Annotated in this window: 22 protein-coding genes and 1 other annotated feature; all 22 genes read right to left on the bottom strand. The window is 38.2% G+C overall.

Features of this window, described 5'->3' with window-relative positions:
- Window positions 1–2 precede the first annotated feature (2 nt).
- Window positions 3–1067 (bottom strand): S1C family serine protease, encoded by a 1065-nt coding sequence (locus tag BN853_RS01615; RefSeq protein ID WP_030004196.1) that lies wholly within the window; start codon window positions 1065–1067, stop codon window positions 3–5.
- 1 nt (window position 1068) lies between these two features.
- On the bottom strand, window positions 1069–1830 hold the full coding sequence (locus BN853_RS01610; protein ID WP_030004195.1) for a TatD family hydrolase: 762 nt from the start codon (window positions 1828–1830) through the stop codon (window positions 1069–1071).
- Between the two features lie 192 nt (window positions 1831–2022).
- On the bottom strand, window positions 2023–3207 hold the full coding sequence (tuf, locus tag BN853_RS01605) for an elongation factor Tu (protein WP_030004194.1): 1185 nt from the start codon (window positions 3205–3207) through the stop codon (window positions 2023–2025).
- A gap of 87 nt (window positions 3208–3294) precedes the next feature.
- On the bottom strand, window positions 3295–5364 hold the full coding sequence (gene fusA, locus BN853_RS01600; protein WP_030004193.1) for an elongation factor G: 2070 nt from the start codon (window positions 5362–5364) through the stop codon (window positions 3295–3297).
- A gap of 15 nt (window positions 5365–5379) precedes the next feature.
- Window positions 5380–5850 (bottom strand): 30S ribosomal protein S7, encoded by a 471-nt coding sequence (gene rpsG / locus BN853_RS01595; protein ID WP_030004192.1) that lies wholly within the window; start codon window positions 5848–5850, stop codon window positions 5380–5382.
- A 49-nt stretch (window positions 5851–5899) separates the two neighbouring features.
- On the bottom strand, window positions 5900–6334 hold the full coding sequence (gene rpsL / locus BN853_RS01590; RefSeq protein WP_052591120.1) for a 30S ribosomal protein S12: 435 nt from the start codon (window positions 6332–6334) through the stop codon (window positions 5900–5902).
- A gap of 247 nt (window positions 6335–6581) precedes the next feature.
- The gene (gene rpoC / locus BN853_RS01585) at window positions 6582–10679 is read right to left on the bottom strand and encodes a DNA-directed RNA polymerase subunit beta' (RefSeq protein ID WP_030004190.1); all 4098 of its coding nucleotides are present in this window, start codon (window positions 10677–10679) and stop codon (window positions 6582–6584) included.
- A gap of 2 nt (window positions 10680–10681) precedes the next feature.
- Window positions 10682–15136 (bottom strand): DNA-directed RNA polymerase subunit beta, encoded by a 4455-nt coding sequence (gene rpoB, locus BN853_RS08795; protein WP_030004189.1) that lies wholly within the window; start codon window positions 15134–15136, stop codon window positions 10682–10684.
- 116 nt (window positions 15137–15252) lie between these two features.
- Window positions 15253–15849 (bottom strand): class I SAM-dependent methyltransferase, encoded by a 597-nt coding sequence (locus BN853_RS01575; protein WP_030004188.1) that lies wholly within the window; start codon window positions 15847–15849, stop codon window positions 15253–15255.
- A 61-nt stretch (window positions 15850–15910) separates the two neighbouring features.
- The gene (gene rplL, locus BN853_RS01570) at window positions 15911–16279 is read right to left on the bottom strand and encodes a 50S ribosomal protein L7/L12 (protein WP_030004187.1); all 369 of its coding nucleotides are present in this window, start codon (window positions 16277–16279) and stop codon (window positions 15911–15913) included.
- 49 nt (window positions 16280–16328) lie between these two features.
- The gene (gene rplJ / locus BN853_RS01565) at window positions 16329–16826 is read right to left on the bottom strand and encodes a 50S ribosomal protein L10 (protein ID WP_030004186.1); all 498 of its coding nucleotides are present in this window, start codon (window positions 16824–16826) and stop codon (window positions 16329–16331) included.
- Between the two features lie 18 nt (window positions 16827–16844).
- Window positions 16845–16964, bottom strand: a sequence feature (ribosomal protein L10 leader region).
- Window positions 16965–17657, bottom strand: coding sequence for a 50S ribosomal protein L1 (gene rplA, locus BN853_RS01560; RefSeq protein ID WP_030004185.1), 693 nt, complete (start codon window positions 17655–17657; stop codon window positions 16965–16967).
- Between the two features lie 82 nt (window positions 17658–17739).
- Complete coding sequence (gene rplK / locus BN853_RS01555) at window positions 17740–18165, bottom strand: 50S ribosomal protein L11 (RefSeq protein ID WP_030004184.1); 426 nt, start codon at window positions 18163–18165, stop codon at window positions 17740–17742.
- A 122-nt stretch (window positions 18166–18287) separates the two neighbouring features.
- On the bottom strand, window positions 18288–18686 hold the full coding sequence (locus BN853_RS01550; RefSeq protein WP_030004183.1) for a hypothetical protein: 399 nt from the start codon (window positions 18684–18686) through the stop codon (window positions 18288–18290).
- Between the two features lie 68 nt (window positions 18687–18754).
- Window positions 18755–19294 (bottom strand): transcription termination/antitermination protein NusG, encoded by a 540-nt coding sequence (nusG, locus tag BN853_RS01545; protein WP_030004182.1) that lies wholly within the window; start codon window positions 19292–19294, stop codon window positions 18755–18757.
- Window positions 19294–19701, bottom strand: a complete 408-nt coding sequence (gene secE / locus BN853_RS01540; protein ID WP_030004181.1) for a preprotein translocase subunit SecE — start codon at window positions 19699–19701, stop codon at window positions 19294–19296. The genes nusG and secE overlap by 1 nt, the downstream gene beginning before the upstream one ends.
- 10 nt (window positions 19702–19711) lie before the next feature.
- Entirely contained in the window at window positions 19712–19861 is a 150-nt protein-coding gene (rpmG, locus tag BN853_RS01535) for a 50S ribosomal protein L33 (protein ID WP_030004180.1), read from the bottom strand.
- Between the two features lie 78 nt (window positions 19862–19939).
- On the bottom strand, window positions 19940–20479 hold the full coding sequence (locus BN853_RS01530; RefSeq protein WP_030004179.1) for a sigma-70 family RNA polymerase sigma factor: 540 nt from the start codon (window positions 20477–20479) through the stop codon (window positions 19940–19942).
- An 8-nt stretch (window positions 20480–20487) separates the two neighbouring features.
- A complete protein-coding gene (rlmB, locus tag BN853_RS01525) occupies window positions 20488–21183 on the bottom strand; it encodes a 23S rRNA (guanosine(2251)-2'-O)-methyltransferase RlmB (protein ID WP_030004178.1) in 696 nt (231 codons plus the stop codon).
- Window positions 21184–21194: 11 nt separating this feature from the next.
- Window positions 21195–23654, bottom strand: coding sequence for an HAD-IC family P-type ATPase (locus BN853_RS01520; protein ID WP_030004177.1), 2460 nt, complete (start codon window positions 23652–23654; stop codon window positions 21195–21197).
- Window positions 23647–24045, bottom strand: coding sequence for a Mini-ribonuclease 3 (locus tag BN853_RS01515; protein WP_030004176.1), 399 nt, complete (start codon window positions 24043–24045; stop codon window positions 23647–23649). The genes BN853_RS01520 and BN853_RS01515 overlap by 8 nt, the downstream gene beginning before the upstream one ends.
- Entirely contained in the window at window positions 24042–25355 is a 1314-nt protein-coding gene (gene cysS, locus BN853_RS01510) for a cysteine--tRNA ligase (protein WP_030004175.1), read from the bottom strand. Before cysS ends, BN853_RS01515 begins: the two co-directional genes overlap by 4 nt.
- Window positions 25356–25383: the final 28 nt, after the last annotated feature.

Genomic DNA, 25383 nt, shown 5'->3' with positions numbered 1-25383 from the left:
CCCTACATTATAATTGTAACTTCGATTGTTTTAAACTGATTATCCACAAAGCGTCTGAGTTTAATCGTAAATGTATCACCATAGTTTGCTTGTGACACAAGAGGAATTAAATCCTCAGTGGTTGAAATCGCGATACCATTAACCTCAATGATTATATCTTTTGAAAGAATGACACCATATGAAGGTCTTAGTGGCACAACACTACTGACAAACACACCATCAGTTTGAGTGCTTTCAATAAACTCAGGTCTTACACCCTCATATACTTCATCAATCACTTTTGCTACATCAATCACCGTTACACCAAGTTTAGGTTGTGCAAATGTAGAATTGCCAGCTCTTAGGTTGTTGACCTCAGGTACTGCAATAAACATCGAAATTGCCATACCAATGCCCTCAACGGAGATGGTGCCATCACTCGTGGTGGTTTCGGCACGTTTCCATGTGTTAAAACCGAGTAGATTGCCATTTAGATCAAATAGTGGGCCACCACTATTACCTGGGTTAATGGCTGCGTCGTGTTGAATCACGCCTAGATTGGTCGTCACACCAACAATCCCTAAGGTTGCGGTATTAAAATAATCAAGATCAAGCGGGGTACCTACGGCAATCACAAACGAACCCACTTTTGGTGAAACAAACGTAGAGCCTGTGAATTGTTCTGTGCCATAAACTTCTAAATCCGCCGTCGTTTCAAATGAAACAATCGCTAAATCTTTATTCTCATGAACGGCGTGAGGCATTGCTTCATAATAGGTATTTTTGCCCATGTATATTTTTAGATACGCCTGAGATTCAACGACGTGGTAATTCGTTATCACAAAGTATTTAAAGCCTGTGGTGGTTTCAATCTTATCGTAAAGTAGGCCTGAACCGTGCCCTGCGTAAGTTTGATAATCTTCTAAATAGGAAACAACCGCGACTGTAAATGGGCTGACCTCGTCATAAACATCCACAATCTGGCCTTGGACATCTTCTAATGTAAAGGTTGTGGTTTCTGTGTTAAAACAACCAGTTAAAATTGAAAAACTTAAAATAATTAATAAGAAAGTTACTATTTTCTTCATGTTATCCCTCCATTTTATTAAATAAACGCTTAGCGTTTTTTGTCGTAATGTCATTAAGATCTTCTTTTGTCATTTGTCTTAACTGTGCAATCGCTTCTAGCACGTAAGCGGTATACGCCGGCTCATTTTTCTTTCCTCTATGTGGCGTTGGCGCCAAATAAGGACTATCCGTTTCAACTAAAAGCCTTTCTAGTGGCACGTTTTTAGCCACTTCTTTGACTTCTTTAGCATTTTTAAATGTCACAACCCCACCAATACCAATGTAAAACCCGAGATTTAGAAATTGATTAGCCCAGGACATATCATCAGAAAAGCAGTGCATCACACCCGTGATTCTTCCTTGATATTCTTTTAGAACCTCATAGATTTCACTGCTTGAATTTCTGCTGTGGACAATGATTGGTAACTTGTGTTTGATGGCAAGTTCTATTTGTTTTTTAAAGTACCTAATTTGTTTATCAAGATTGTCTTTTACCCAGTAAAGATCGATGCCAATTTCACCAAGTGCAACCACTTTCTCATCTTGTAACTGCGCCTCAAGTAGAGAAAAATCAATACCTTCATCCACATACGATGGGTGTAGTCCAACGCTTGCGTACAGGTTATGGTACTGTTTAGTTAACGTTAGTGCCTTTTGGTTTGCTTCTTCGTACATACCAACAACGATAATTTCATCAACACTTGCTCGTTTTGCACGGTTGATGACGTCTTCTAACTCATCTTCAAACGCTTCGATATTCAAATGTGCGTGTGTGTCAATCATCTTATATTATACTCCTATTTTCTTTAACTGTTAATCCTAATCTTTATGATACGTATTACTATTTTACCACGATTCGACTTGATTTTTAACTAAGAAACATTGATTAATATTAATAAAGATTAGACTTACTCGTGGTAACAAAAAAACCACAAGCTTTTGCTTGTGGTTTATCCATTTAAGTTTTGGTGGTTACTATTCTAAAATCTTAGTAACTGAACCAGCGCCTACGGTACGTCCGCCTTCACGGATTGAGAACTTAGTACCATCTTCGATAGCGATTGGGTGGATAAGTTCAACGATCATAACCGTGTTGTCGCCTGGCATAACCATTTCTGTACCTTCTTGAAGTGTAATAACACCTGTAATGTCAGTTGTACGGAAATAGAATTGAGGACGGTAGTTTGAGAAGAACGCTGTATGACGTCCACCTTCTTCTTTAGAAAGAACGTATACTTGTGCTTCAAACTTGCTATGAGGTTTAACTGAACCTGGTTTAGCTAATACTTGACCTCTTTGGATTTTGTCACGTGTAACACCACGTAATAAAGCACCAATGTTGTCTCCAGCTTCTGCTCTGTCTAATAATTTACGGAACATTTCAACACCTGTAACAACTGATTTTTGAGTGTCAGTGATACCGATGATTTCAATTTCTGTATTGACTACGATTGTTCCACGTTCTACTCTACCTGTAGCAACTGTACCACGACCTGTGATTGTGAATACGTCTTCTACTGGCATTAAGAATGGCTTGTCAGTTTCACGAACTGGGTTGTCGATGTAAGTATCAACAGCTTCCATTAATTCGTCAATTTTTGCAGCCCATTTTTCGTCGCCTTCAAGCGCTCTAAGAGCTGAACCACGGATAACAGGAACGTCATCACCTGGGAAATCATATTCTGAAAGTAATTCACGAACTTCCATTTCAACTAAGTCGATTAATTCTTCATCATCAACCATGTCGCATTTGTTTAAGAATACAACTAGTTTAGGCACACCAACTTGACGTGATAACAAGATGTGTTCACGTGTTTGTGGCATTGGGCCGTCTGCAGCTGATACAACTAAGATACCACCATCCATTTGAGCAGCACCTGTGATCATGTTTTTAACATAGTCGGCGTGACCTGGGCAGTCAACGTGTGCATAGTGACGTTTTTCAGTTTGGTATTCAACGTGTGATGTATTAATTGTAATACCACGTTCTTTTTCTTCTGGAGCTGAGTCAATTGAAGCATAGTCTCTCATTTCTGCGAAACCTTTTTTAGCTAAAACTGTTGAAATTGCAGCTGTTAATGTTGTTTTACCGTGGTCAACGTGACCGATGGTTCCAACGTTAACGTGTGGTTTTGTACGTTCAAATTTTTGTTTTGCCATTTTAATATTCTCCTTTATAATTTGTATTTATATTTATTTTCTAATCCAAGTTATATTTTAACTCAAATTTATATATTTTGCAAGCGTCTACGCGTTGCGCTTCTTAATGATTTCTTCAGTGATTGACTTCGGTGCTTTTTCGTAGTGGTCAAATTGCATTACGAATGTTGCACGTCCTTGAGAGTTTGAACGAAGTGAGGTTGCATAACCAAACATTTCTGATAGTGGTACCATCGCTTTAATTGAGATGGCGTTTCCTCTATTTTCTTGTGACTCAAGGCGTCCACGTCTTGATGTAATATCACCAATAACGTTACCTACATAATCCTCAGGTGAAACAACTTCCACAACCATGATTGGTTCAAGAAGTGCTGGTTGACATTTTTCCTTAGTTGCTTTAAGTGCGATTGAAGCCGCAATCTTATAAGCCATTTCAGAGGAGTCAACGTCATGGTATGAACCGTCAAATAGCGTTGCTTTAATGTCCATTACAGGGTAACCTGCAACAATCCCATTTGGCAATGCTTCTTCAAGTCCTTTTTGTACCACACCGATGTATTCTCTAGGTACAGTACCACCAACAATTGCGTCAACGAATTCAAAGCCTTTACCAGGATTTGGTTCAAACTTAATCCAAACGTGACCGTATTGTCCACGACCACCTGATTGACGAATGAACTTACCTTCAATATCTGCAGTTCCACCAATGGTTTCTCTGTAAGATACTTGAGGTGCACCAACGTTCGCTTCTACTTTAAATTCACGTTTCATACGATCAACTAAGATGTCAAGGTGAAGTTCACCCATACCTGAGATGATGGTTTGTCCTGTTTCTTGGTCTGTATAAGTTCTGAATGTTGGATCTTCTTCTGATAATTTAACAAGAGCGTTTGACATCTTGTCTTGGTCATTTTTGGTTTTTGGTTCAATTGCTACTGAGATAACAGGCTCAGGGAATTTCATACTTTCAAGAATGATTGTATCTTTTTCACCAGCAAGTGTATCACCCGTAGTTGTGTCTTTTAAACCAATCGCAGCTGCGATGTCCCCAGCGTAAGCTTCTTTAATTTCTACTCTGTGGTTCGCATGCATTTGTAGTAAGCGTCCTAGACGTTCTTTCTTACCTTTGGTTGTATTTAAAATATATGAACCTGATTGTACGCTACCCGCATAAATACGGAAGAACGTTAAACGTCCCACGAATGGGTCAGTCATTACTTTAAATGCTAAAGCGGTAAATGGTTCGTCATCAGAAGCATGTCTTACTACCTCAGCGCCGTATTCGTCATGACCAATAACCGATTCGATATCGGTTGGTGCAGGCAAGTAGTCAACTACTGCATCAAGCATTTTCTTAACACCTTTGTTTTTGAATGCAGATCCACAGATCACTGGGAAGAATTCAACTGCAAGGGTTCCCTTACGGATTGCACGTTTGATTTGTTCGTTAGTGACTTCTTCACCTTCAAGGTAATTCATCATAATTTCTTCATCAAAATCAGCAACCGCTTCGATTAAGTCATTGCGTTTTTCAGTAGCAACATCTAATAAATGCGCTGGGATTTCTTTTTCGACAGAATTTTCATCGGCGTTACCATCATAGTAGTAAGCTTTCATTGTAATTAAGTCGATCATACCTTCGAATTGAGTCTCTGCACCAATTGGCCATTGGATAGGGTTTGCTTTAACTCCTAAACGATTGCTAATTGATTTAACTGAGTATTCGAAGTCCGCACCTGTTTTGTCCATTTTGTTAATGAAAACAATACGAGGTACTTTATATTCAGTTGCTTGACGCCAAACAGTTTCTGTTTGTGGCTCTACACCAGCTTGAGCGTCAAGTACGGTTACGGCACCGTCTAATACACGTAGGGAACGTGAAACTTCTACTGTGAAGTCCACGTGGCCTGGGGTGTCAATTACGTTGATGCGGTGTTCTTTCCAAAAAGCAGTGGTTGCTGCTGATGTGATGGTAATACCGCGTTCTTGTTCTTGTTCCATCCAGTCCATTTGAGACGCACCATCGTGCGTTTCACCAATTTTGTGAATTTTCCCAGTGTGGTATAAGATGCGTTCTGTAGTTGTAGTTTTTCCCGCGTCAATATGGGCCATAATCCCAATGTTACGCGTTTTGTTTAATGGGAATTCACGAGACATAACTTATACTCCTTCTTACCAACGATAGTGAGCAAATGCTTTATTTGCTTCAGCCATACGATGGGTATCTTCACGTTTTTTGACAGCTGCACCTGTACCGTTAGCAGCGTCCATAATTTCTTTCGCTAGTTTTTCTTCCATTGTTTTTTCATGGCGTAGTCTAGCGTAGTTGATTAGCCATCTTAATCCAAGCGTTTGTTTACGCTCTTGACGCACCTCAACTGGTACTTGGTAGTTTTGTCCCCCGATACGTCTAGAACGTACTTCAAGGATTGGCATAATATTTTTCATTGCTTCATTAAATACTTCGATTGGGTCTCTTCCTGTTTCTTCTTTAATGCGATCGAACGCACCATAAAGAATACTTTGAGCAGTACCTTTTTTACCGTCTAACATGATTGTATTGATAACTCTAGTTACTAATTTTGAATTGTAAATTGGGTCAGGTAATACGTCACGTTTTGCAATATGTCCTTTTCTTGGCATATTTACATCCTCCTTTCAGATTATTAATCTATATGATTTTTATTAGTTTTTATTTTTTAACTGGTGCTTTTCCAGCTTTTGGACGCTTAGCGCCATATTTAGAACGAGCTTGTTTACGGTTAGCAACACCGGATGTATCTAGGGTACCACGTACGATATGATATCTTACCCCTGGCAAGTCTTTTACACGTCCACCGCGAATTAAAACAACGCTGTGTTCTTGTAATGAGTGACCTACACCAGGAATGTACGCATTAACTTCGATACCGTTTGATAATCTAACACGAGCGTATTTACGTAGTGCTGAGTTAGGTTTCTTTGGTGTCATGGTTGTAACACGGACACAAACCCCACGTTTTTGTGGTGAGTTTAAAGAAGTTTCCTTCTTTTGTAAGCTATTATATCCAATCCCAAGGTAAGGTGATTTAGATTTCGTAACTTTGTCTTGTCTTCCGTTTCTAACTAATTGTGCAATAGTAGGCATAATTTGATCTCCTTTCTTTCTAGAACACATATCCGTGTGTTCCTTTTTTCTTTCAAAAAATATATTTTGGCGTAGTAACTAGCCAAAACTGTCCTTTAGACATAACATTTTTACAGCGTTTTAATTATATCGTTTTTGATTCTTAATGTCAATACTTTTAATCAAGAAAAAATATTATTTGTTTAACTCTTCATTTAAAAAAATAGATGCCCCAATTTTTATTGAGGCATCCATCCTAATTTAAATATTATAAATCTAATTCGTCTTCTTCATCAAACTCTTCTGCTTTTTCATAATGGAAGAATTTGTCTTTCAAGATTCCGGTACCCGCTGGAATTAATCCACCAATGATGACGTTTTCTTTTAAGCCATGAAGTTCATCGACTTTTCCTCTAATCGCTGCATCGGTTAAGATACGCGTCGTTTCTTGGAAGGAAGCCGCTGATAAGAATGAATCTGATTGTAGCGATGCTCTAGTAATACCAAGTAATTCTGGTTGACCTACCGCAGGTCTTACACGATTTTTGAATGCTTCAAAGTTTGCACGTTTGAATTCAGCAATCGATACTTTTGATCCAGGTAGTAATGTCGTATCACCTTCATAAATGATGGTAATCTTACGAATCATTTGACGAACAATGATTTCAACGTGTTTGTCAGAAATTTCAACCCCTTGAGAACGATAAACTTTTTGCACTTCTTCGACGATGTATTTTTCCACGGCTTCAGATGATGACACACGAATCAATTCTTTTGGATGAATTGAACCCTTGTTTAGTTTTTCGCCCGCTTCAATTTGTTGGCCTTTTTTCACAAGTATTTGAGCATTTGCGTCTAATTGGTATTTGTATTCTTTAGGTTCTTCACCGTTTTGTGAATCGCCTAAGATGGTTACGATTGAACCAGCTTGTTTTGTTTCGATTTGTCTAACTTTACCACTAACTTCTGAAATGGTTGCTTGTCCTTTAGGTTTTCTTGCTTCAAATAATTCTTGAATACGTGGAAGACCCGCGGTGATATCGGCAGCAGATGCCACCCCACCGGTATGGAATGTACGCATGGTTAACTGTGTACCAGGTTCACCAATCGATTGCGCAGCAACTACCCCGACGGCTTCCCCTACTTCAACGGATTTATTCGTTGCAAGGTTTCTACCATAACAGTGTTTACATACCCCATTTTCAGAGTCACAGGTTAGAACGCTTCTAATTTCAACGGATTCAATGCCTGCTTTAATAATGTCTTCACCAATTTCATTTGAAATCAGTTTGTTTTTATCAATAATGAGTTCCTTAGATCTTGGGTCAAAGACTGGTTGAGACGTATAACGTCCGATGATACGGTCGTATAGAGGTACCACTTCTTTGTCATCCTCACCCTTAACGGCTTCCATAACTACCCCTTTATATGAGCCACAATCCTCTTGATCAATGATCACGTCTTGTGAAACGTCAACGAGACGTCTAGTTAAGTAACCTGATTCCGCCGTTTTTAACGCGGTATCGGTTGACCCTTTTCTCGCACCATGGGTTGAGATAAAGAATTCGGATACGGTCAAGCCTTCTCTAAAGGACGCTTTAACTGGAATTTCGATGACTTCCCCGGTTGGGTTGTTCATCAGTCCACGCATACCAAGTAACTGTGCGAAGTTCGATTTCGATCCACGCGCACCTGAATCATACATCATGTAGATGTGGTTATTGTGGTCGAACTCTTTCATAACACCAGCTTCGATGTCATCACGAGCAGTCTTCCATTCGTCAACAACGAGTTTGTAGCGTTCTTGATCGGTTAACACACCATCTTCAAAGTATTCTTCAAGTTGTGAAATCTTCGTTTCTGCTTGATCAATACGTTCTTTTTTATGAGAGTAGATGTTCATGTCTGAAGCAGATACGGTAATACCAGCAACCGTTGAGTATTGGAATCCTAAATCTTTTAAGCGGTCTAGCATTCTAGATGTATCAGTGATTTGGAATTCTTTAAATACTTGGGCAATGATTTTACCTAAATACTTCTTACCAAAAGGATTAGCCTCTGCTAAGTTATTAATAAACTCGATGGCATTTGTTCCTTTGTTAAAGAAGAATTTATCTGGGGTTTTTTCATACAAGTTCTCATCACTTGGTTCATTAATGTATGGGAAACTTTCTGGTAAGATTCGGTTGAAGATAACCTTACCTAAAGTTGTTACTAAATATTGGTTTAATTGTTGTTCAGTAAACGCATGTCCAATGGTTTTTGGATCAAATACGATTTGTGTATGAAGGGTAATTTCACCATTCTTATAAGCCATGTATGCTTCATTATACCCGGTATAGAAGTGACCTTCGTTTTTCTCGCCTTTACGGGTGATTGTTAAGTAATAGTTACCTAAAACCATATCCTGTGAAGGGGTAACAACTGGCTTACCGTCTTTCGGGTTAAGAATGTTATTTGAGGCTAGCATCAATAATCTAGCTTCTGCTTGAGCTTCGTGTGATAGTGGGACGTGGACCGCCATTTGGTCACCATCAAAGTCCGCGTTAAACGCAGGTGTTACAAGTGGGTGCAAGCGAATTGCTTTACCTTCAATTAATTTTGGTTCGAACGCTTGGATACCAAGTCTGTGTAGTGTTGGGGCACGGTTTAGTAATACCGGGTGCTCAATCACGACTTTTTCAAGGGCACTCCATGCGTCATCATTTAATTCTTCATACGCACGTTTCGCTGCTTGAATTGACCCTAACGCATCGGTTAATTCTTTTAAAACAAATGGTTTAAATAAGGTGATTGCCATTTCTCTTGGAATACCACATTGGTACATCTCTAAGTCTGGTCCGACGATAATAACCGAACGACCTGAGAAGTCCACACGCTTACCAAGTAAGTTTTGACGGAAACGACCTTGTTTACCACGTAACATATCCGAAAGTGATTTTAAGTGTCTGTTTCTTTCAACAACCGCTTTTTTACCACGTTTCGCATTATCGATTAACGCATCAACGGCTTCTTGTAGCATACGTTTTTCATTTTTCATGATTAGACGTGGTGCCATTTGTTCTTTTTGACGTTTTAAACGATTATTACGGTTTAGAATACGACGATACAAGTCATTAAGGTCTGTGGTTGCGAAACGTCCACCGTCTAGTGCAACCATCGGACGAATGTCAGGTGGAATCACAGGAAGGACATCAAGGACCATCCATTCTGGTTTGTTGTCTGAATTATTAAATGCTTCCACCACTTCAAGACGTTTAATGATACGATCACGTTTTTGTTTTGAAGGGGATTTGAGTTTTTTACGAAGTGTTTTAACTTCCTTATCTAAATCAATGTCTTGTAAAAGCTTTTTAACGGCTTCTGCCCCGGTCATTGCTCTAAATTTGTTGCCAAATTCTTCGTATTTTTGGTTATATTCCATTTCACTTAAAATTTGTTTTTTAGCTAGGCCAGTATCGCCTGGATCTACCACGATATAAGACGCTAAGTAAACCACTTCTTCTAAGTCTTTGGCTTTAATATCTAATAATAACGCAAGGCGTGATGGTGAGTTCTTTAAGTACCACGTATGAACAACTGGTGCTTCAAGTTCAATGTGACCCATACGTTCACGTCTAACTTTAGATTCGGTAATTTCAACACCGCACTTGTCACAAACTTGGCCTTTATCAAGGTTACGTTTCTTACCACAAGCGCACTGATAATCTTTGGTTGGACCGAAGATTCTCTCACAGAATAGCCCACCTTCTTCTGGTTTTAGTGTACGGTAGTTGATGGTTTCGTGTTTTAAGACTTCCCCATAGCTCCATGCTCTGATTTCTTGTGGTGAGGCTAGACGAATCTTAAGGTGTGAATAGTCCGTAGACCCATACGCCTTTGATCTTGGGTTGGCTTGTTGTGCTTTGACATAAGCATCCACACTAATTGGCGTATTATCAACGATTTCTTCTGCTTTTTCCGTGACAGAAACGATATTTGTCTTTTCAGGTAATTTATGGCCATAAAGCTCAAATAAGTCGTTTAACTCATCGTAAAGCAGACCGTCCTGTGCGATCACTTCAGAAAGCACAGGTTCTGTTATTGCTAATAGGTCTTCTAACTTTGTAATGCCTTTTTGTTCTAAGCTTTCTTCAAGCTCTGAAGATAGGGCGAGATTTGAAATTAAAACTGGTAACACGTATTTTCTTAACACAGGCACCATTTCTTCAAATGATTGATCTGTTTTTAAGATTAATTTTAATTCTTTTAGCGTAAATGTGTTTAAATCATCCAAATAATCAATCCCAGATAGGTTTAAGTTATCCGTGGTTGCTTGTGATAATTTTAACTCTTTGATCGATATATTTTTCTTATCTTTCGCCATGTTTAAAAGCCCCCTCTTCTATCAAATGGGTTCGTTTGATCGACTAGTGATTTATTCACTTCGTTTTCACCGGTCTCTGCATCAATTAATTCAACGTATAAGCCAAGGGATTGTAATTCTCTTGTTAATACTCTAAATGATTCAGGGATGTGTGATTCTGGAATTGGTTTACCATCAGTAATCGCACGATAAACTTTGTTACGTCCAATGATGTCATCAGACTTAACGGTTAGAATTTCTTTTAAGGTATGAGCAGCTCCATACGCATACAATGCCCAAACTTCCATTTCCCCGAAACGTTGTCCACCATTTTGAGCTTTACCACCCATTGGTTGTTGCGTAACAAGTGTGTATGGCCCAACGCTTCTAGCGTGAAGTTTGTCGTCGACCATGTGGCTTAGTTTGATCATGTACATGATACCAACTGAAATTCTATTTTCGTATGGTTCACCAGTACGTCCGTCGTATAAGACTTGCTTACCATCAGGTGCCATACCAGCTTCTTTTAAGATATCATTTAAATCGTTTTGTTCAAGACCGTCAAACACAGGTGTTGCAACTTTTAAGCCAAGCTTTTTAGCTGCCATACCTAAGTGAATTTCAAGTACTTGTCCGATGTTCATACGAGAAGGAACCCCTAGTGGGTTAAGCATGATGTCGACTGGTGTCCCATCCGCCATGTATGGCATGTCTTCTCTTGGTAATATTTTGGAGATAACCCCTTTATTACCATGTCGTCCAGCCATTTTGTCCCCTTCGTTAATTTTACGTTTCTTAACAATATAGACACGGATAACTTCATTAACACCAGGTGCTAATTCATCGCCGTTTGATTTTGAGAAATATTGGATTGAATGAACGATACCGCCACCACCGTGAGGTACTTTTAATGACGTATCTCTAACTTCTCTTGCCTTCTCATTAAAGATGGCTTGTAGTAGTTTTTCTTCTGGTGTTGGTTCGCTTAATCCTTTAGGTGTGATCTTACCAACTAAGATATCGCCTTCTTTAACTTCGGTACCTGGAATGATAATCCCACGGTCATCTAAGTATTTAAGCGCATCGAGTGAGGCGTTAGGGATTTCTCTAGTGATTTCTTCTTTACCTAATTTAGTATCTCTTGATTCGACTTGGTGTTCATCAATGTGAATTGAGGTATACACGTCGTATTTTACTAGGTCTTCACTCATGATGACGGCATCTTCATAGTTATAGCCTTCCCATGTCATGAATGCCACGGTAACGTTTCTTCCAAGTGCTAATTCCCCATTACTAATGGATGGACCATCCGCAATCACATCACCCTTCTTGATGTTTTCACCGATCTCAACGATTGGTTTTTGAAGGATAGCTGTGTCTTGGTTTGAACGCAAGAATTGCGTTAACTCATAGTTCTTAAATACCAATAAGTCAGTCATTTTCGCTTGTCTTAATAGGTCATAAGCTTCCCAGTTGAATTCTTCATTGTGGTCATAAACCACTTTTCCTCTTGGGGTTTTAATGCTTGCCTCAGGTTTCACAGCGATGATAATTTTCTTACCATCCGCGTAAGTGACGACGCCATCAACTGAAGAAACAAGTGCACTACCTGAGTCTTTTGCTGCACGGTATTCAACCCCTGTACCAACGATTGGTGAATCTGGTACTAGTAGAGGCACGGCTTGACGTTGCATGTTGGCACCCATTAGGGCACGTGATGCGTCATCGTGTTCTAGGAATGGAATGGTTGATGTCGCAACCGAAACAATTTGTTTAGGTGAGACGTCCATGTAGTGTACATCGGTAATTTTAAATTCGTTGGTTGCACCATTCAAACGTCCAATGACGGTATCATTAATGAAATGACCTTGTTCGTCTAATGGGGAGTTTGCAGAAGCGATAACGAATTTTTCTTCTTCACCAGCCGTTAGGTAAATGTATTCATTTGAAACGGTTGGGTTATTTGGATCCGTAAAATCGACGGTTAAGTATGGGGTTTGAATAAAGCCATAACGGTCAACCTTCGCGTAAGAAGCAAGTGAGCTAATTAACCCGATTGATGGACCTTCTGGTGTTTCAATTGGACAAATACGACCGTAGTGCGATTCGTGAACGTCACGCACTTCAACACCGGCTCTGTCTCTTGCAAGACCACCCGTACCTAAAGCAGAAACTCTACGTTTTTGTGTTAATTCAGCCAGTGGATTGATTTGATCCATGAACTGAGACAACTGTGAACTACCGAAGAATTCTTTTAATGATGCCGTTAATGGCTTGATATTGATTAACGATTGTGGTGTCGTTTCTCTAGCGTCTGCCGTTGACATCTTATCTTTAATGTTCTTTTCAAGCTTAGCAAGACCGATTCTAAATTGGTTCTTTAACAGTTCACCAATTAAACGTAGACGGCGGTTTGATAAGTGGTCGATGTCATCTAAGTCACCAACGTTATCGTAAAGATTCAAGTAATAGCTCATTGTGGCAATAATATCAGAAACCGTCACGTGGTTACGTTCTTCTCTTGAATCGTTACCTAGAATTTCGATGATTTCTTTTGGATCTTCTTTTTCTTTTGCAGGTTTCACTAAGATGGTTTCAACAAACACATCTCTTCTTTGTGATTCTTTGCGGTAGAATTCGTTTTTCTTACCAACGACTAAGAAGTATTTAATGACTTGTTCGTCTAATTTATTACGATGTCTTTGAAGTTCTAATAAATCATCTTCGGTGATTTCTTGACCAGCAAAGATAAGTGGTTTGTGTTCTAGTTTTTGTTCCGCTGTTTCATGTCTGCGGTAATCATCTAGAATATCGACATCAAATTTCGCATAAACCGTCGCATATCTTAAATCATTAAGATCTTTTAGCGAATTCATATGCTTGTAAATTTGATAGTAAACTTCATCCGTTACTAACGTACCTTCTTCGAATAAGACGGTTTCATCCGCTAGTAAGATATCTTTGTCGATGAATGTTCTTAAATATTTAAGTCCTTCATAAGTTAAACCAACACGGTTCATTAAGAGTAACTGTCTTACCTCAGCGGTCACTGGCGTGCCAGCTTCAACAACGATTTCACCAGTTAATAGGTTAACGATGTTTGAAGTAACTGTCATGTCTTTTTGATATTCGAGTGGTTCGACGTTATCGATTTTGCCATATAGGTCAAGGATTAACTTAGTGCGTTGCGCGTCTTTTTCAAAGTAAGTGGTGTTGCCATCATTCTTTTCAAAGACGATGTTATTTCTATTTTTGTAGAGTTGGTTACGAAGTTCAGGTGTTACTTTAGCACCCTTCTTCACTAACACATAAGGCTCTTTTTCATCGGTTGGAATGGTATAGATGGTCTCATGAATGTATTGTTCAAATAAGTCTGAGGTCTTAACGGCGAAAATTTCAGTTTCCGTTTCGTTTTGAAGGCTCTTTTCTTTTGGAAGTAATACTTTTCTAATCGCATCTTTGTTATTTTTAAGTAATTGAATTGAATCATAATCGATGACTTGATCTTTTTTAATGATGACTTCTCTTGTCATTGGATTGATGACGTCTTGAGCATACTTATAGACCACTGGATTGTTGTGGTAAGGTACACCTTGTGCAATACTCATCAAACGTGAAGCCACGTCCAATTTAAGATTGAATTTGTAACGACCAACGTCTTCTAAATCATATCTTCTTGGATCGAATAAACGTAAACGAATGAAGTCTTTAGCAGCTTCAACAGGAATTTTTTCACCTTGTCTTAACTTAGCATACAAGTCATTAATCGCTGCATCGACGCCTAAAATACCTTCTTTTTCATCTTTCTTGAAGGTTTCTTCTAACGTTTTCTTGTAAGTTGGGAAAATACGTTTAACTTCATCAATTCCGTCAAAGCCGAACGCTTGAACCATTGAAGTGAAGCTAACTTTCTTAGAGCGGTCTAGTTTACCATAAAAAATGTTCTTAGCGCCCATTTCGTATTCTAACCAAGCACCTCTTGTCGGAATGACTTGAGATAGATAGCGTTGTGTATTGGTCTTTTTGTCAAAATCACCCGTGAAGTATACGCCTGATGAACGAACAATTTGAGATACAACAACACGTTCTGCACCGTTAATGATGAACGTTCCAACTGGCGTCATGAATGGGAAGTCTCCCATGAAAAGTTGCTTTTCAATGATCGCACCAGAAAGAATATTTTCTAGTCTTACAGTGACAAAAAGTGGTTTGGAATAGTTAATATCCCTAATTTTACAATCAGTAATGCCATACTTTGGCTCTTCGAAACGGTGGTTCGTGAAATACAGTTTAAAATCGCCGTTATAAGATTCGATTGGAGATAAATCGTCAAATAAGTTTTTTAACCCCTCGTTGACAAACCATTCAAACGAACTCGTTTGAATTTCTACTAAGTCTGGCAACTCAATCTCGTGACGCATTTTTGAGTAGTTGCGTCTAACTGCTTTCTTCCCGTATTGTACGGTGCGATATCCCATATAGCCACTCTCCTATCATTTTTCTTGGGTTTGACATTTATATATTTATATAAAGTTTTGCATCTTTATGCATTTTACTATGTTATCACAACTAACACTAGATGTCAAGGTAAAATCTAGCTCTTTTTTGAAACCAGGATGTAATACCCTTTATTTTTATCAACAACCATACAATTACCAAATAAATTTGTTAAGTATTTTACGGTTGATTCTGCCCCTTGTTTTTTTTGAATCACAATCCAAAGTTTGCCACCAATCGTTAAATGTTCAAACGATTCGTCGTACAATCTAAAAATGACTTCTTTTCCCGCTCTGATTGGCGGATTTAAAGTAATCACGTCAAACGTGTTTTTTAGATGATTAAATCCGTCACTCACAATGGTTGTTAGGACGACTTGGTTTTCTGTTGCATTCTTTTGTGCCAGCAAAACAGCGCGATCATTCACATCACTTGAATAGACTTCTAGATTCGGATGGTTCTTTTTCACGTAGATGCCAATCGGTCCATACCCGCAACCCAAGTCTAAGAATGTTTGTGCCTGATCATCAATTTCAAGTACGTCTAACAAACTTCTTGTCCCAAAATCTAAGTACGTTTTTGAGAAGACGCCTGCATCAGTCAAAAAACGGTACTGATGACCGTTAAGTTCAATTGTGTACGACTGGTAAGCATGTTTTAACGCTGGATTATTCTTAAAATAATGTCCACTCATATGTTACCTCAGTATAAAGCGAAAAACCTGAGGTGTACTCAGGTTTATTCGATGTTGTTAATTATTTAATTTCAACAGTTGCGCCAGCTTCCATTAAAGCTGCTTTAGCCGCTTCAGCGTCTTCTTTCTTAACGTTTTCTTTGACAACAGCGTCAGCAGTTTCTGCTACTTTCTTAGCGTCAGCAAGTCCAAGACCTGTTAATTCTCTTACTACTTTGATAACTGCAATCTTGTTAGCACCGAATGATTTTAAGATTACATTGAATTCTGTTTGTTCTTCAACTACTGCTGCAGCTGCTGCTGGAGCTGCTGATACTGCAGATGGGTCAATACCGAATTCTTCTTTTAGTCCGTCAACTAATTCTTTGATTTCAAGAATAGTCATTTCTTTTAATGCTTCAATAAAAGCTGCTTTTGTTAATTTAGCCATGTTAATTTATTCTCCTTTAAGTTTGTAGTGTATTGTTTTTAAAAATTGGTTAGGCTGCTTCTTGTTCGCTTGAGATCATGTTTAATCCAATCGCTAATTCGCGTAATGGCATTAATAGACCTGCTGCTAATTGTGTTAATAATGTTTCGTATGATGGTAATGTTGCTAACGCTGTAATTTCTTCAGCCGTTGCTGCTTTGCCTTCAATGATACCTACGCTCATTTTAACTTTTGGATTGTCTTTTGCAAATGTGTATACCACACGAGCTGGTGCGATAACGTCTGTGTAACCGAACGCTAATGCTTTACCTCCAACTAATGCCTCTGCAAGAGATTCCATTCCTAAATCAGTTACTGCACGACGTGCGATGTTGTTTTTGAATACGGCAACATCACATCCTTCTTTACGTAATTCGTTACGTAATTTAGTAAATGCTGCAACGCTTAGTCCTAGGTAATCAAACGCAACGATCGTCTTTGCAGAATTGATTCTTTCGACAAGAGCTGCCACTTGACTTTGTTTTTGTTCTAAGATAGAACTTTTCATTTGGCTTCCTCCTTATGTGATTTAAAATTAAAACCCTCTTAAGCCAAGACAAAAGAGGGTTAAAAATAGTCATTTTTAGTCCTCGGCAAGAAATTAAGCTTACGCACTTGCTGTCTTTGGCAAATTAGATTTTGTTAATTATCCTTTTAATGATTCTTCATCAAGACGGATACCAGGTCCCATTGTTGATGATACAGTGATGTTTTTCATGTATACACCCTTAACGGTCGTTGGTTTTAGACGATTCATTGTTTGATAAATTGCTTTTGCATTGTCAGCCAATTTCTCAGCGCCGAATGATACTTTACCAATCGGTGCTTGGATGTTACCAACTTTGTCAACGCGGTACTCAATTTTACCGTTTTTGATTTCATGAACTGCTTTTGCTACGTCCATTGTAACTGTACCAGTCTTAGGGTTTGGCATTAGGCCTTTTGGACCTAAAACTCTACCTAGTTTACCTAGTTCAGCCATCATGTCTGGTGTTGCTACCATGACATCAAAATCAAAGAATCCACCAGCAATTTTAGCGATCAAGTCTGAATCACCAACATAGTCAGCGCCAGCTTGAGTAGCTTCTTTTGCTTTATCACCACGTGCAATTACTGCAACGCGTTGTGTCTTTCCGGTTCCATGAGGTAAAACGATTGCGCCACGAAGATTTTGTTCAGCCTTACGTGGGTCAATGTTTAAGCGAAAAGCAATTTCAACTGTTGCATCAAACTTCGTAGTTGATGTTTTTGCAACTAAGTCGAACGCTTCAGACGTGCTATAACGTTTGTCTTTATTGACAAGTTTAGCCGCTTCAACGTATTTTTTTCCTCTTTTCATGTTATTTCCTCCTAAAATGTGGTCTAGCGGGATATCCTCCCACAATTTAGATGCTAGTTATCTAAATTAATGTAATTCTGTTTTAGTCTTCGACGACTACGCCCATGTTTCTAGCTGTTCCTTCAACAATATTCATTGCTGCTTCAACAGTATAAGCGTTTAAATCTGGCATTTTCATTTCAGCGACTGCACGTAATTGCTCACGTGTGATCTTAGCAACTTTAGTTTTTTTAGCATTGCTTGATCCACTTTGAATGTTAGCTGCCTTCTTAATTAAGTCACTTGCTGGTGGTGTTTTTGTTACAAATGTAAATGAACGATCATCATATACACTAATTAAAACAGGAATCATATAACCCATCTTGTCTTTTGTTGCTTCATTGAATTGAGAACAAAACGATGGAATGTTTACGCCTGCTTGCCCTAACGCTGGACCAACTGGTGGCGCTGGGTTTGCTTTCCCTGCTGCAATTTGTAATTTAACTACCTTAACGAGCTTTTTAGCCATGCGACACAACCTCCTTTAGTTTACGAGTATGTGGTCAACGGAAAACCTAAGTTGTCCTTCCACTACGGTGTATCCATACACGCCTTATGATTTTATCATTAGAGACATGAATTGTCAACACTTTAATTTGAAGATGTTGAAATTTGTTCCAACTTATCTATAAATGCTTCGATATTCTCTTTTTGAACGTCGAAGTCCTTAACTTTTAGACGATAATTAAACGCAATAAAACGTGTATCACTAAAAACCAATTTAATATATCTTTCTTTGAAATTGTATTTTCCAAGTTCAATTTCTCTTAAATCACTAAATGAAAAACGATAGTTTTCCCCGGCATATTTCAATCGAATTAAACCATCAAACAAATAAACGTTGAATGTTGTTTCATCAAATGTCAAAATCGCCTGTGGAAACGTATTGATAATACCGCCATCGTTTGGAAGTATCCCGATGTAGGTCGGTTTGTTACCTGAATAATCACTTGTTTGTTTGATTTGATCAATCAATTCATTAACTTTCATAAAAACCTCTTCTCTAAAATGGTAAAGAGTTAATCCAGATGCCTGAATTAACTCTACGCTTGTTTTAGTTATCGTTCTTTGATATTTGAGAAAGAAAATTCAGTTGGCGTACCGCGACCAAACATTTCAATGTTAATCACGCACGTTTCTTTGTCATTATCAAATGAAATCACTTCACCAGTTTGACCGGCAAATGGACCTGTAACAATTTCCACTTTTTCACCAATATCGTATTTAAATCTTGGTTTCTCAATGATACCAACCTTAAGTAAAATTTGGTTGATTTCTTCGGTTGGAATTGGCACTGGTTTTGTTCTATTACCACTTGAACCCAAGAAGCCTGTAACTTTCGGTGTATTTCTAATCACGTGCCAAGATTCATCAGTGATGATCATCTCAACAAATACATAACCTGGAAACATTTTACGTACTTTTTCTTTTAACGTACCGTCCGCTTTTTTTTCTTGATAAGTTTCTTCTGGTAATACAACACGGTGAATCAAGTTTTGCATCCCCATGCTTTCAATACGACGCTCAAGGTCTTCTTTGACAGACGTTTCAAAACCTGAGTACGTCTGAACAATATACCAACGAGGCATATCTGACATTAGAGAATGTACCCCATAATTAATTGGATTAATAAGTCAAAACCAAAGAAAATCAATGCGAATGCTAAAACGAAGATAATAACTCTTGCGCTTGCATCTAACATCGTTGGCCAATTTGCCCAAGACATTTTCTTTAATTCTGGCACTGCAGGGATGAAAAACGGGTAAATGACTAATAGTAAACCAAGGATTGAAATTCCAAGTAGAATACCCGCAAATACCATTGGGTAGTCACCAATCACAGGAAACGTGTCATTAACAACTAAAATACCACCTAAAATCATGATTGAGAATGCGGTTGATAAAGTTGCCAAAATACCTAAAAGTAAATTTTCCCACTTGTATTCTGTTGTTAAAATTTCAACCAATTTGCTTTTGCTCTCAACGTTTTTTGCTTTGATTGCCATAAAAAGCCTCCTATTTACTTTCTTTGTGCATTGTATGCTTATTGCATTTCACACAAAACTTTTTTACTTCCAAACGATCTTTATTCGTTTGTTTGTTCTTCGTTGTTGTGTAGTTTCTGCTTAAGCATTCTTCACAAATTAATATTACTTTTTCTCGCATAAAAAAACCACCTTTGTGGTCATTTGCAAATGTATTTTAACATTTACAAGTGACTTCGTCAATATATTATACTATAAATCAAACCATTTGTGTTAGTTTTTTCTTAATTCGATAAATGGCATTATATACTTGTTTGGTATTTAGGTCTAATTCACCAGCAATCTCTTCGATTTTAGAACCCTTTTGATAATACGCCTCATAAATTTGTTGTTCGATATCTGACTTAAAACTTATTTTTGGGATGACGTACTCAACCGGTTCTTCAAAAAACAAATACTTTGGTTTTGTCATTTCTTCTTGAATTAAATAAGACTCGCACTCGTATTTTCGTTTTCTCGCTTTGGTTAAATTGATAAACTTTCGTTCGAGTAACACCTCAAAATACCGCATGAATGTCTTGTTATATTCCGGTTTAAATGTCATAACGGCTCTGTGCAGTACAATTAACCCCTCTTGGTGAAAATCGTCTTGTTCTGAACCGTATATGTGAAACGATAAAATCTTTTTATAGATGAATCGGTCGTATTTAGCAAATATCACATCTAACGCCACCATGTCCTGTTGATCTTGAACCAAATAGATTAGTTCATAATCGTTGTGTGCGTAGTAGTACGACATAATTCCTCCTATAATTTTTTCATTTGATACATCAACAATGCGGCAGCAACGCTTGCGTTTAGTGAATTGACTTTCCCTACCATTGGGATCTTCACTAAATAATCACAAGACAGTTTGACTAACCTAGACATGCCAGTTCCCTCGTTTCCGATGATGACGGCTTGACTTACGTTAGGGTCTAACTCATGATACGTTTTATCGGTATCCAAATCCGTACCAACCACCCAAAAGCCATTGTCTTTTAATTTCTTGATGGTTTGTACAAGATTACCCACTTGGATCACTTTAACGTATTCTAATGCGCCAACGGCGATTTTAGCCACGGTTGGATTGATTTCAGCGCTACGATTTTTCGCAATGATAATCGCATCAATCTTAACCGCCTCAGCACTTCTTATGATTGCACCTAGGTTATGTGGGTCTTCCACTTGATCTAGGATTAATACCTGTTTAATTGTCCCATCAAAAAGGCTTTCTAATGGGGTATAAAGATAATCTTCAACTTCCGCAACCATCCCTTGATGATTTTGATCTTTTGTCATGAGGTTGAGCTCATGTTTTGAAGTCATTCGATAATTGATTGTGTTGTAATCAAAAAATTGTTTTACTTTGGCATCTGTGTTTTTTTCATCCAGCCATAACTTATGAAATTTTCGTTTGGCTAGCACCGCTTCTTTGACGGTGTTTTTTCCGTATATGATCATTGTAGTTCTCCTTAGATGTTGGATAGTTTGATTAAAATGAATCGAACACCTTTTCGAATCATCGATGGAATACTAGAAACAATACTCATTAATGGTAAACTTGCTTGAATTAACACAATCATTAACAAAAGGTGTGCAATTGGTAGTCTAGGCACAAGTGCCCCAGTGTCTTGATTATAATAATCTTGCCATAACGAGTTAAACTCAAAGAACCCCGGGAAAACAATCACAGCCACAACAAAGATTGTAAACATGATTGCAAATAACAACCGACGTAACCCATTAAACGGTCTTAATACCCGATACAAGACCATCATGGATGTGAAGGTTGCACAAATAACGATGATGGTGGATGCTTGTTGATCCGTCATCGCGATCAATTTTTTCATATTAAAAATAATCACGGTGTTTAATGTCACCACAATTGCCCCAGGCAAAGCCCTTCTTAAAACGTTAAATAAGAATTTACCTTTGACTAGGTTATTATTTGGTTCAAGTGCTAAAATGAATGATGGAATCCCAATGACTAAGAAATCAATCATAAACAACTGAGAAGGTGTAATTGGGTAACTCCCTTTTGATAGTAAGGCGATCATCGCAAGCATGAATGAGAAAATGGTTTTTGTTAAAAACAATACCGCTACTCGTTGAACGTTATTGATGACTCGTCTACCTTCACTAACCACTTTTGGCATGGATGAGAAGTTTGAATCAAGAAGCACTAAATGTGACACGTTTCTTGCGGCTTCACTACCAGAGGCCATCGCGATTGAGGTGTCGGCTTCTTTTAACGCTAAAATATCATTAACGCCATCACCCGTCATCGCGACCGTACGACCACTTGATTTAAGAGATTGTACTAAAATCTTCTTTTGTGATGGACTAACACGACCAAACACGGTGTATTTATCCGCTATTTTCGCAACTTCCTTATCGGATAAACCATCCAGTGAAATATATCTTTCGGCATCAACGATACCAGCTCTTTTTGAAATGTGTGACACGGTCATCGGGTTATCCCCTGAAATGACTTTCACGTCAACCCCATGATTCTTGAAGTACTCAATTGTCAGAATTGCGTCTGGTCTTATGGTGTCTTCAATCACAATCAAGGCAATCGCTTCAAGGTTATTTGGCGCTTTATCTTTATCAATTGGATCTTTAGAGTGCGCTAGAACCAGTACACGGTAGCCTTCTTTAGCGTTTTTATCCACGTCATCCGATATTTTATCTAACGCTTCTTTTTTTAAGACAAACTCGGGTGCACCAAGGGCAAACGTCCCATATTTATCAAACTCAACGGCAGAGAATTTTCTTGAAGAAGAAAAAGGAATGATGGCGTTGGTTTTGATTTTCTTCTGTGCAATCCCAAACTTCTCTTCTAAGGCTTCTGAGGTTAAGTTTTTATCCTCTAGGGTCGCTAGAATCACAGAGATTGCTCGTTTAACTTGCATGCCGCTTGGATTAACGTACTCGATTGTGTTTTTAACACTCATCGTGCCATCGGTAATCGTCCCTGTTTTATCTAAACATAAGGTGTCCACACGCGCAAGCATCTCGATACAGTAAAGTTCTTGAACCAGTGTGTTGTTTTGAGCTAACCTTAATACACCAACCGCTAGTGTCACAGAGGTTAATAAGAATAGCCCTGAGGGAATCATCCCGATCATTGCGCCTGCGGTCCCACGAACCACCTGTTCGTACAAATGCGCTTGACCATCTAGGTTATTCATTTGCATGTAAAAGAGTGAAAAACCAATCGGTAAAATGATGATTGCCACGACAGTAATAACCAGTTTTAACGATTTTAATAAGTCCGACTTTGGACGTTTGTATTTTTTAGCTTGTTTCGTCAGTTTTTCAACAAACACGTCTTTACCTACAGCTGAAACCTGAGCCAAACAGTTCCCTGAGACAACAAAGCTTCCGGAGAACAATTCATCCCCAGGTCGTTTTATGATTGGATCTGATTCACCCGTTAATAATGATTCATTGACTTCAATCGATCCACTTCTTACAATCCCATCCGCACTGATTTGTTTACCGACCGATAGTTTTAGAATATCGTCCATCACCAAATCGCTGATCATGATTTCTTGTAGTTCAGAATCTCTTAATACCACGGCAGTAGGCGCGGATAAAAGAGACAATTTATCAATGGTCTTTTTCGCTTTAATTTCTTGAATAATCCCAATGGTAATGTTGGCTGAAACAATCGCCATAAAGACAATATCTTTATAAGCACCAACCGATAACAACCACCCTGCGATTGCGAAATTCAATAGGTTGAAAAACGTAATTAAGTTTGATAGAATGATCGATTTAATTGTCTTTGTACTACCTTGATTTGTCCGGTTTACAAGCCCATCGGTGATACGTTTTTCCACATCTAGTGTCGAAAGGCCAGCGTTTATGTCGGTTTCACGTTTTAATTGTTTGACTTCTTGTTTTAAATCGTCTTCTTTAGACATAGAGACCCTCCTTTTCGTTCACCAGTTCAATGGCTTTTTTGATGACCTCATCGGCTCTTTGACTATTTTCTAAATATAAATAGCCGATCATCGCTTCAAAACCCGTCGAATTATGATAGGTTTGCATGTCAATGTTTTTTCTACCAGGACCACTTGCGTTGCGCCCTTTTTTATAATATAGAATTTCATCTTCACTTAAATAGTTTGTTTCCATCATCTTTAGAATGATTTCAGATTGATTACTACCAGAGGTATATTTAATCGCTTTTTTATGTAACTCATTTACCTTCGTAAGACCCAAAGACAATAAGTATTTTCTGATTGATAACTCGTAATAAGAATCACCAATGTAGGCTAAAGCCACCCCATTTAAAAGTCTGGCTTCAATCATAGAATACCTTCTTCTGATAATCGATTTCTAATCACATCCGCGTCTTGGTATCTTTTTTCATTTCGTGCTAATTGCCAAGCGTTATAAAGTTCAATTTGATTGTTCGTTAATGGGACTAAATCCATTTTGATACCAAGTAACTCCAACATAGTTATGATTGTGTTGAATAGTCGAGCGATCTCTTTAATGTCTTTCGAACGATTTAACGCTTTTAATTGATCGTATAGTACGGTCATTGAATTAGAGATATTAAAGTCATCACACATGTGATCGACAAATAAGTTGATTGCGTCCTCATTTTTATCCGTTAATTGGAAATGTTTAATGCTAATTTCAACAAACGCTTGTTTTAACGCACGTTTGATTCGTTGCCATTCATTATCGAACTGTTTCATTAACGCATCGGAATAATTGATTGGCTGTCTGTAATGATGCGATAACACTAAAAGACGAAACGCTTGATAGTCGTATGCCTCTAATAAATCTTTTACTAGAATAATGTTACCCAGTGATTTACTCATTTTTTCATCTTTAAAGTCAAGTCTACCGACGTGCATCCAATAATTAGCTAAGTGATGGTTATCATGAGCACAACTTTGTGCCATTTCATTTTCATGGTGTGGAAACTTCAAGTCCGAGCCACCACCATGAATATCAATCACGTCTTTAAATATTTCATGATTCATGACCGCACATTCGGTATGCCAACCAGGTCTACCTTTCCCCCACGGTGAATCAAAACTGATGCCTTCTGTGGTTTGTTTCCAAAGGGTAAAATCAAACGGGTATTCTTTGTTTTGATCTTGTTCGATTCGTGCACCGACGTTTAAGTTTTCCAGAATTTGGTTTGATAAACGACCATAATCTTTTGATTGATTCACTCTAAAATAAACCGTATCCCCCTTAAAGTAGGCCGCGTCTTTTTCAATCAAGTCGTTAATATAGAACACCATTTCATTGATGTAGTTGGTTGCGTGAGGCATTTGATTGGGTAAATCTGAACCTAAGGCAGTCACGTCTTCTTTAAAGGCTTTAACGAAATACGCCGTTAGCTTTTGTTCTTCAATGCCTAATTTCTTAGCTTCTTGGATAATTTTATCATCCACGTCTGTAATATTTGATACGTAGTTGACTTGATAGCCAAGGTATGAAAATAAGCGTTTTACGACGTCAAAGAAAATGACCGGTCTGGCATTTCCGATGTGGATATAATTATAAACCGTTGGCCCGCAAACATACATGTTTAATTTCTTTTCTGTTACCGGGTTAAATGGTTCGATTTGATTGCTTAAGGAGTTGTAAAGCTTCATAAATTCACCTCTAATGTTGTATTAATTA

The sequence above is a fragment of the Paracholeplasma brassicae genome, assembly GCF_000967915.1.
GTDB lineage: Bacteria > Bacillota_I > Bacilli_A > Acholeplasmatales > UBA5453 > Paracholeplasma > Paracholeplasma brassicae.
The sequence above is the reverse complement of the archived record's forward strand: the minus strand, read 5'-3'. Positions and strand labels throughout refer to the sequence as shown.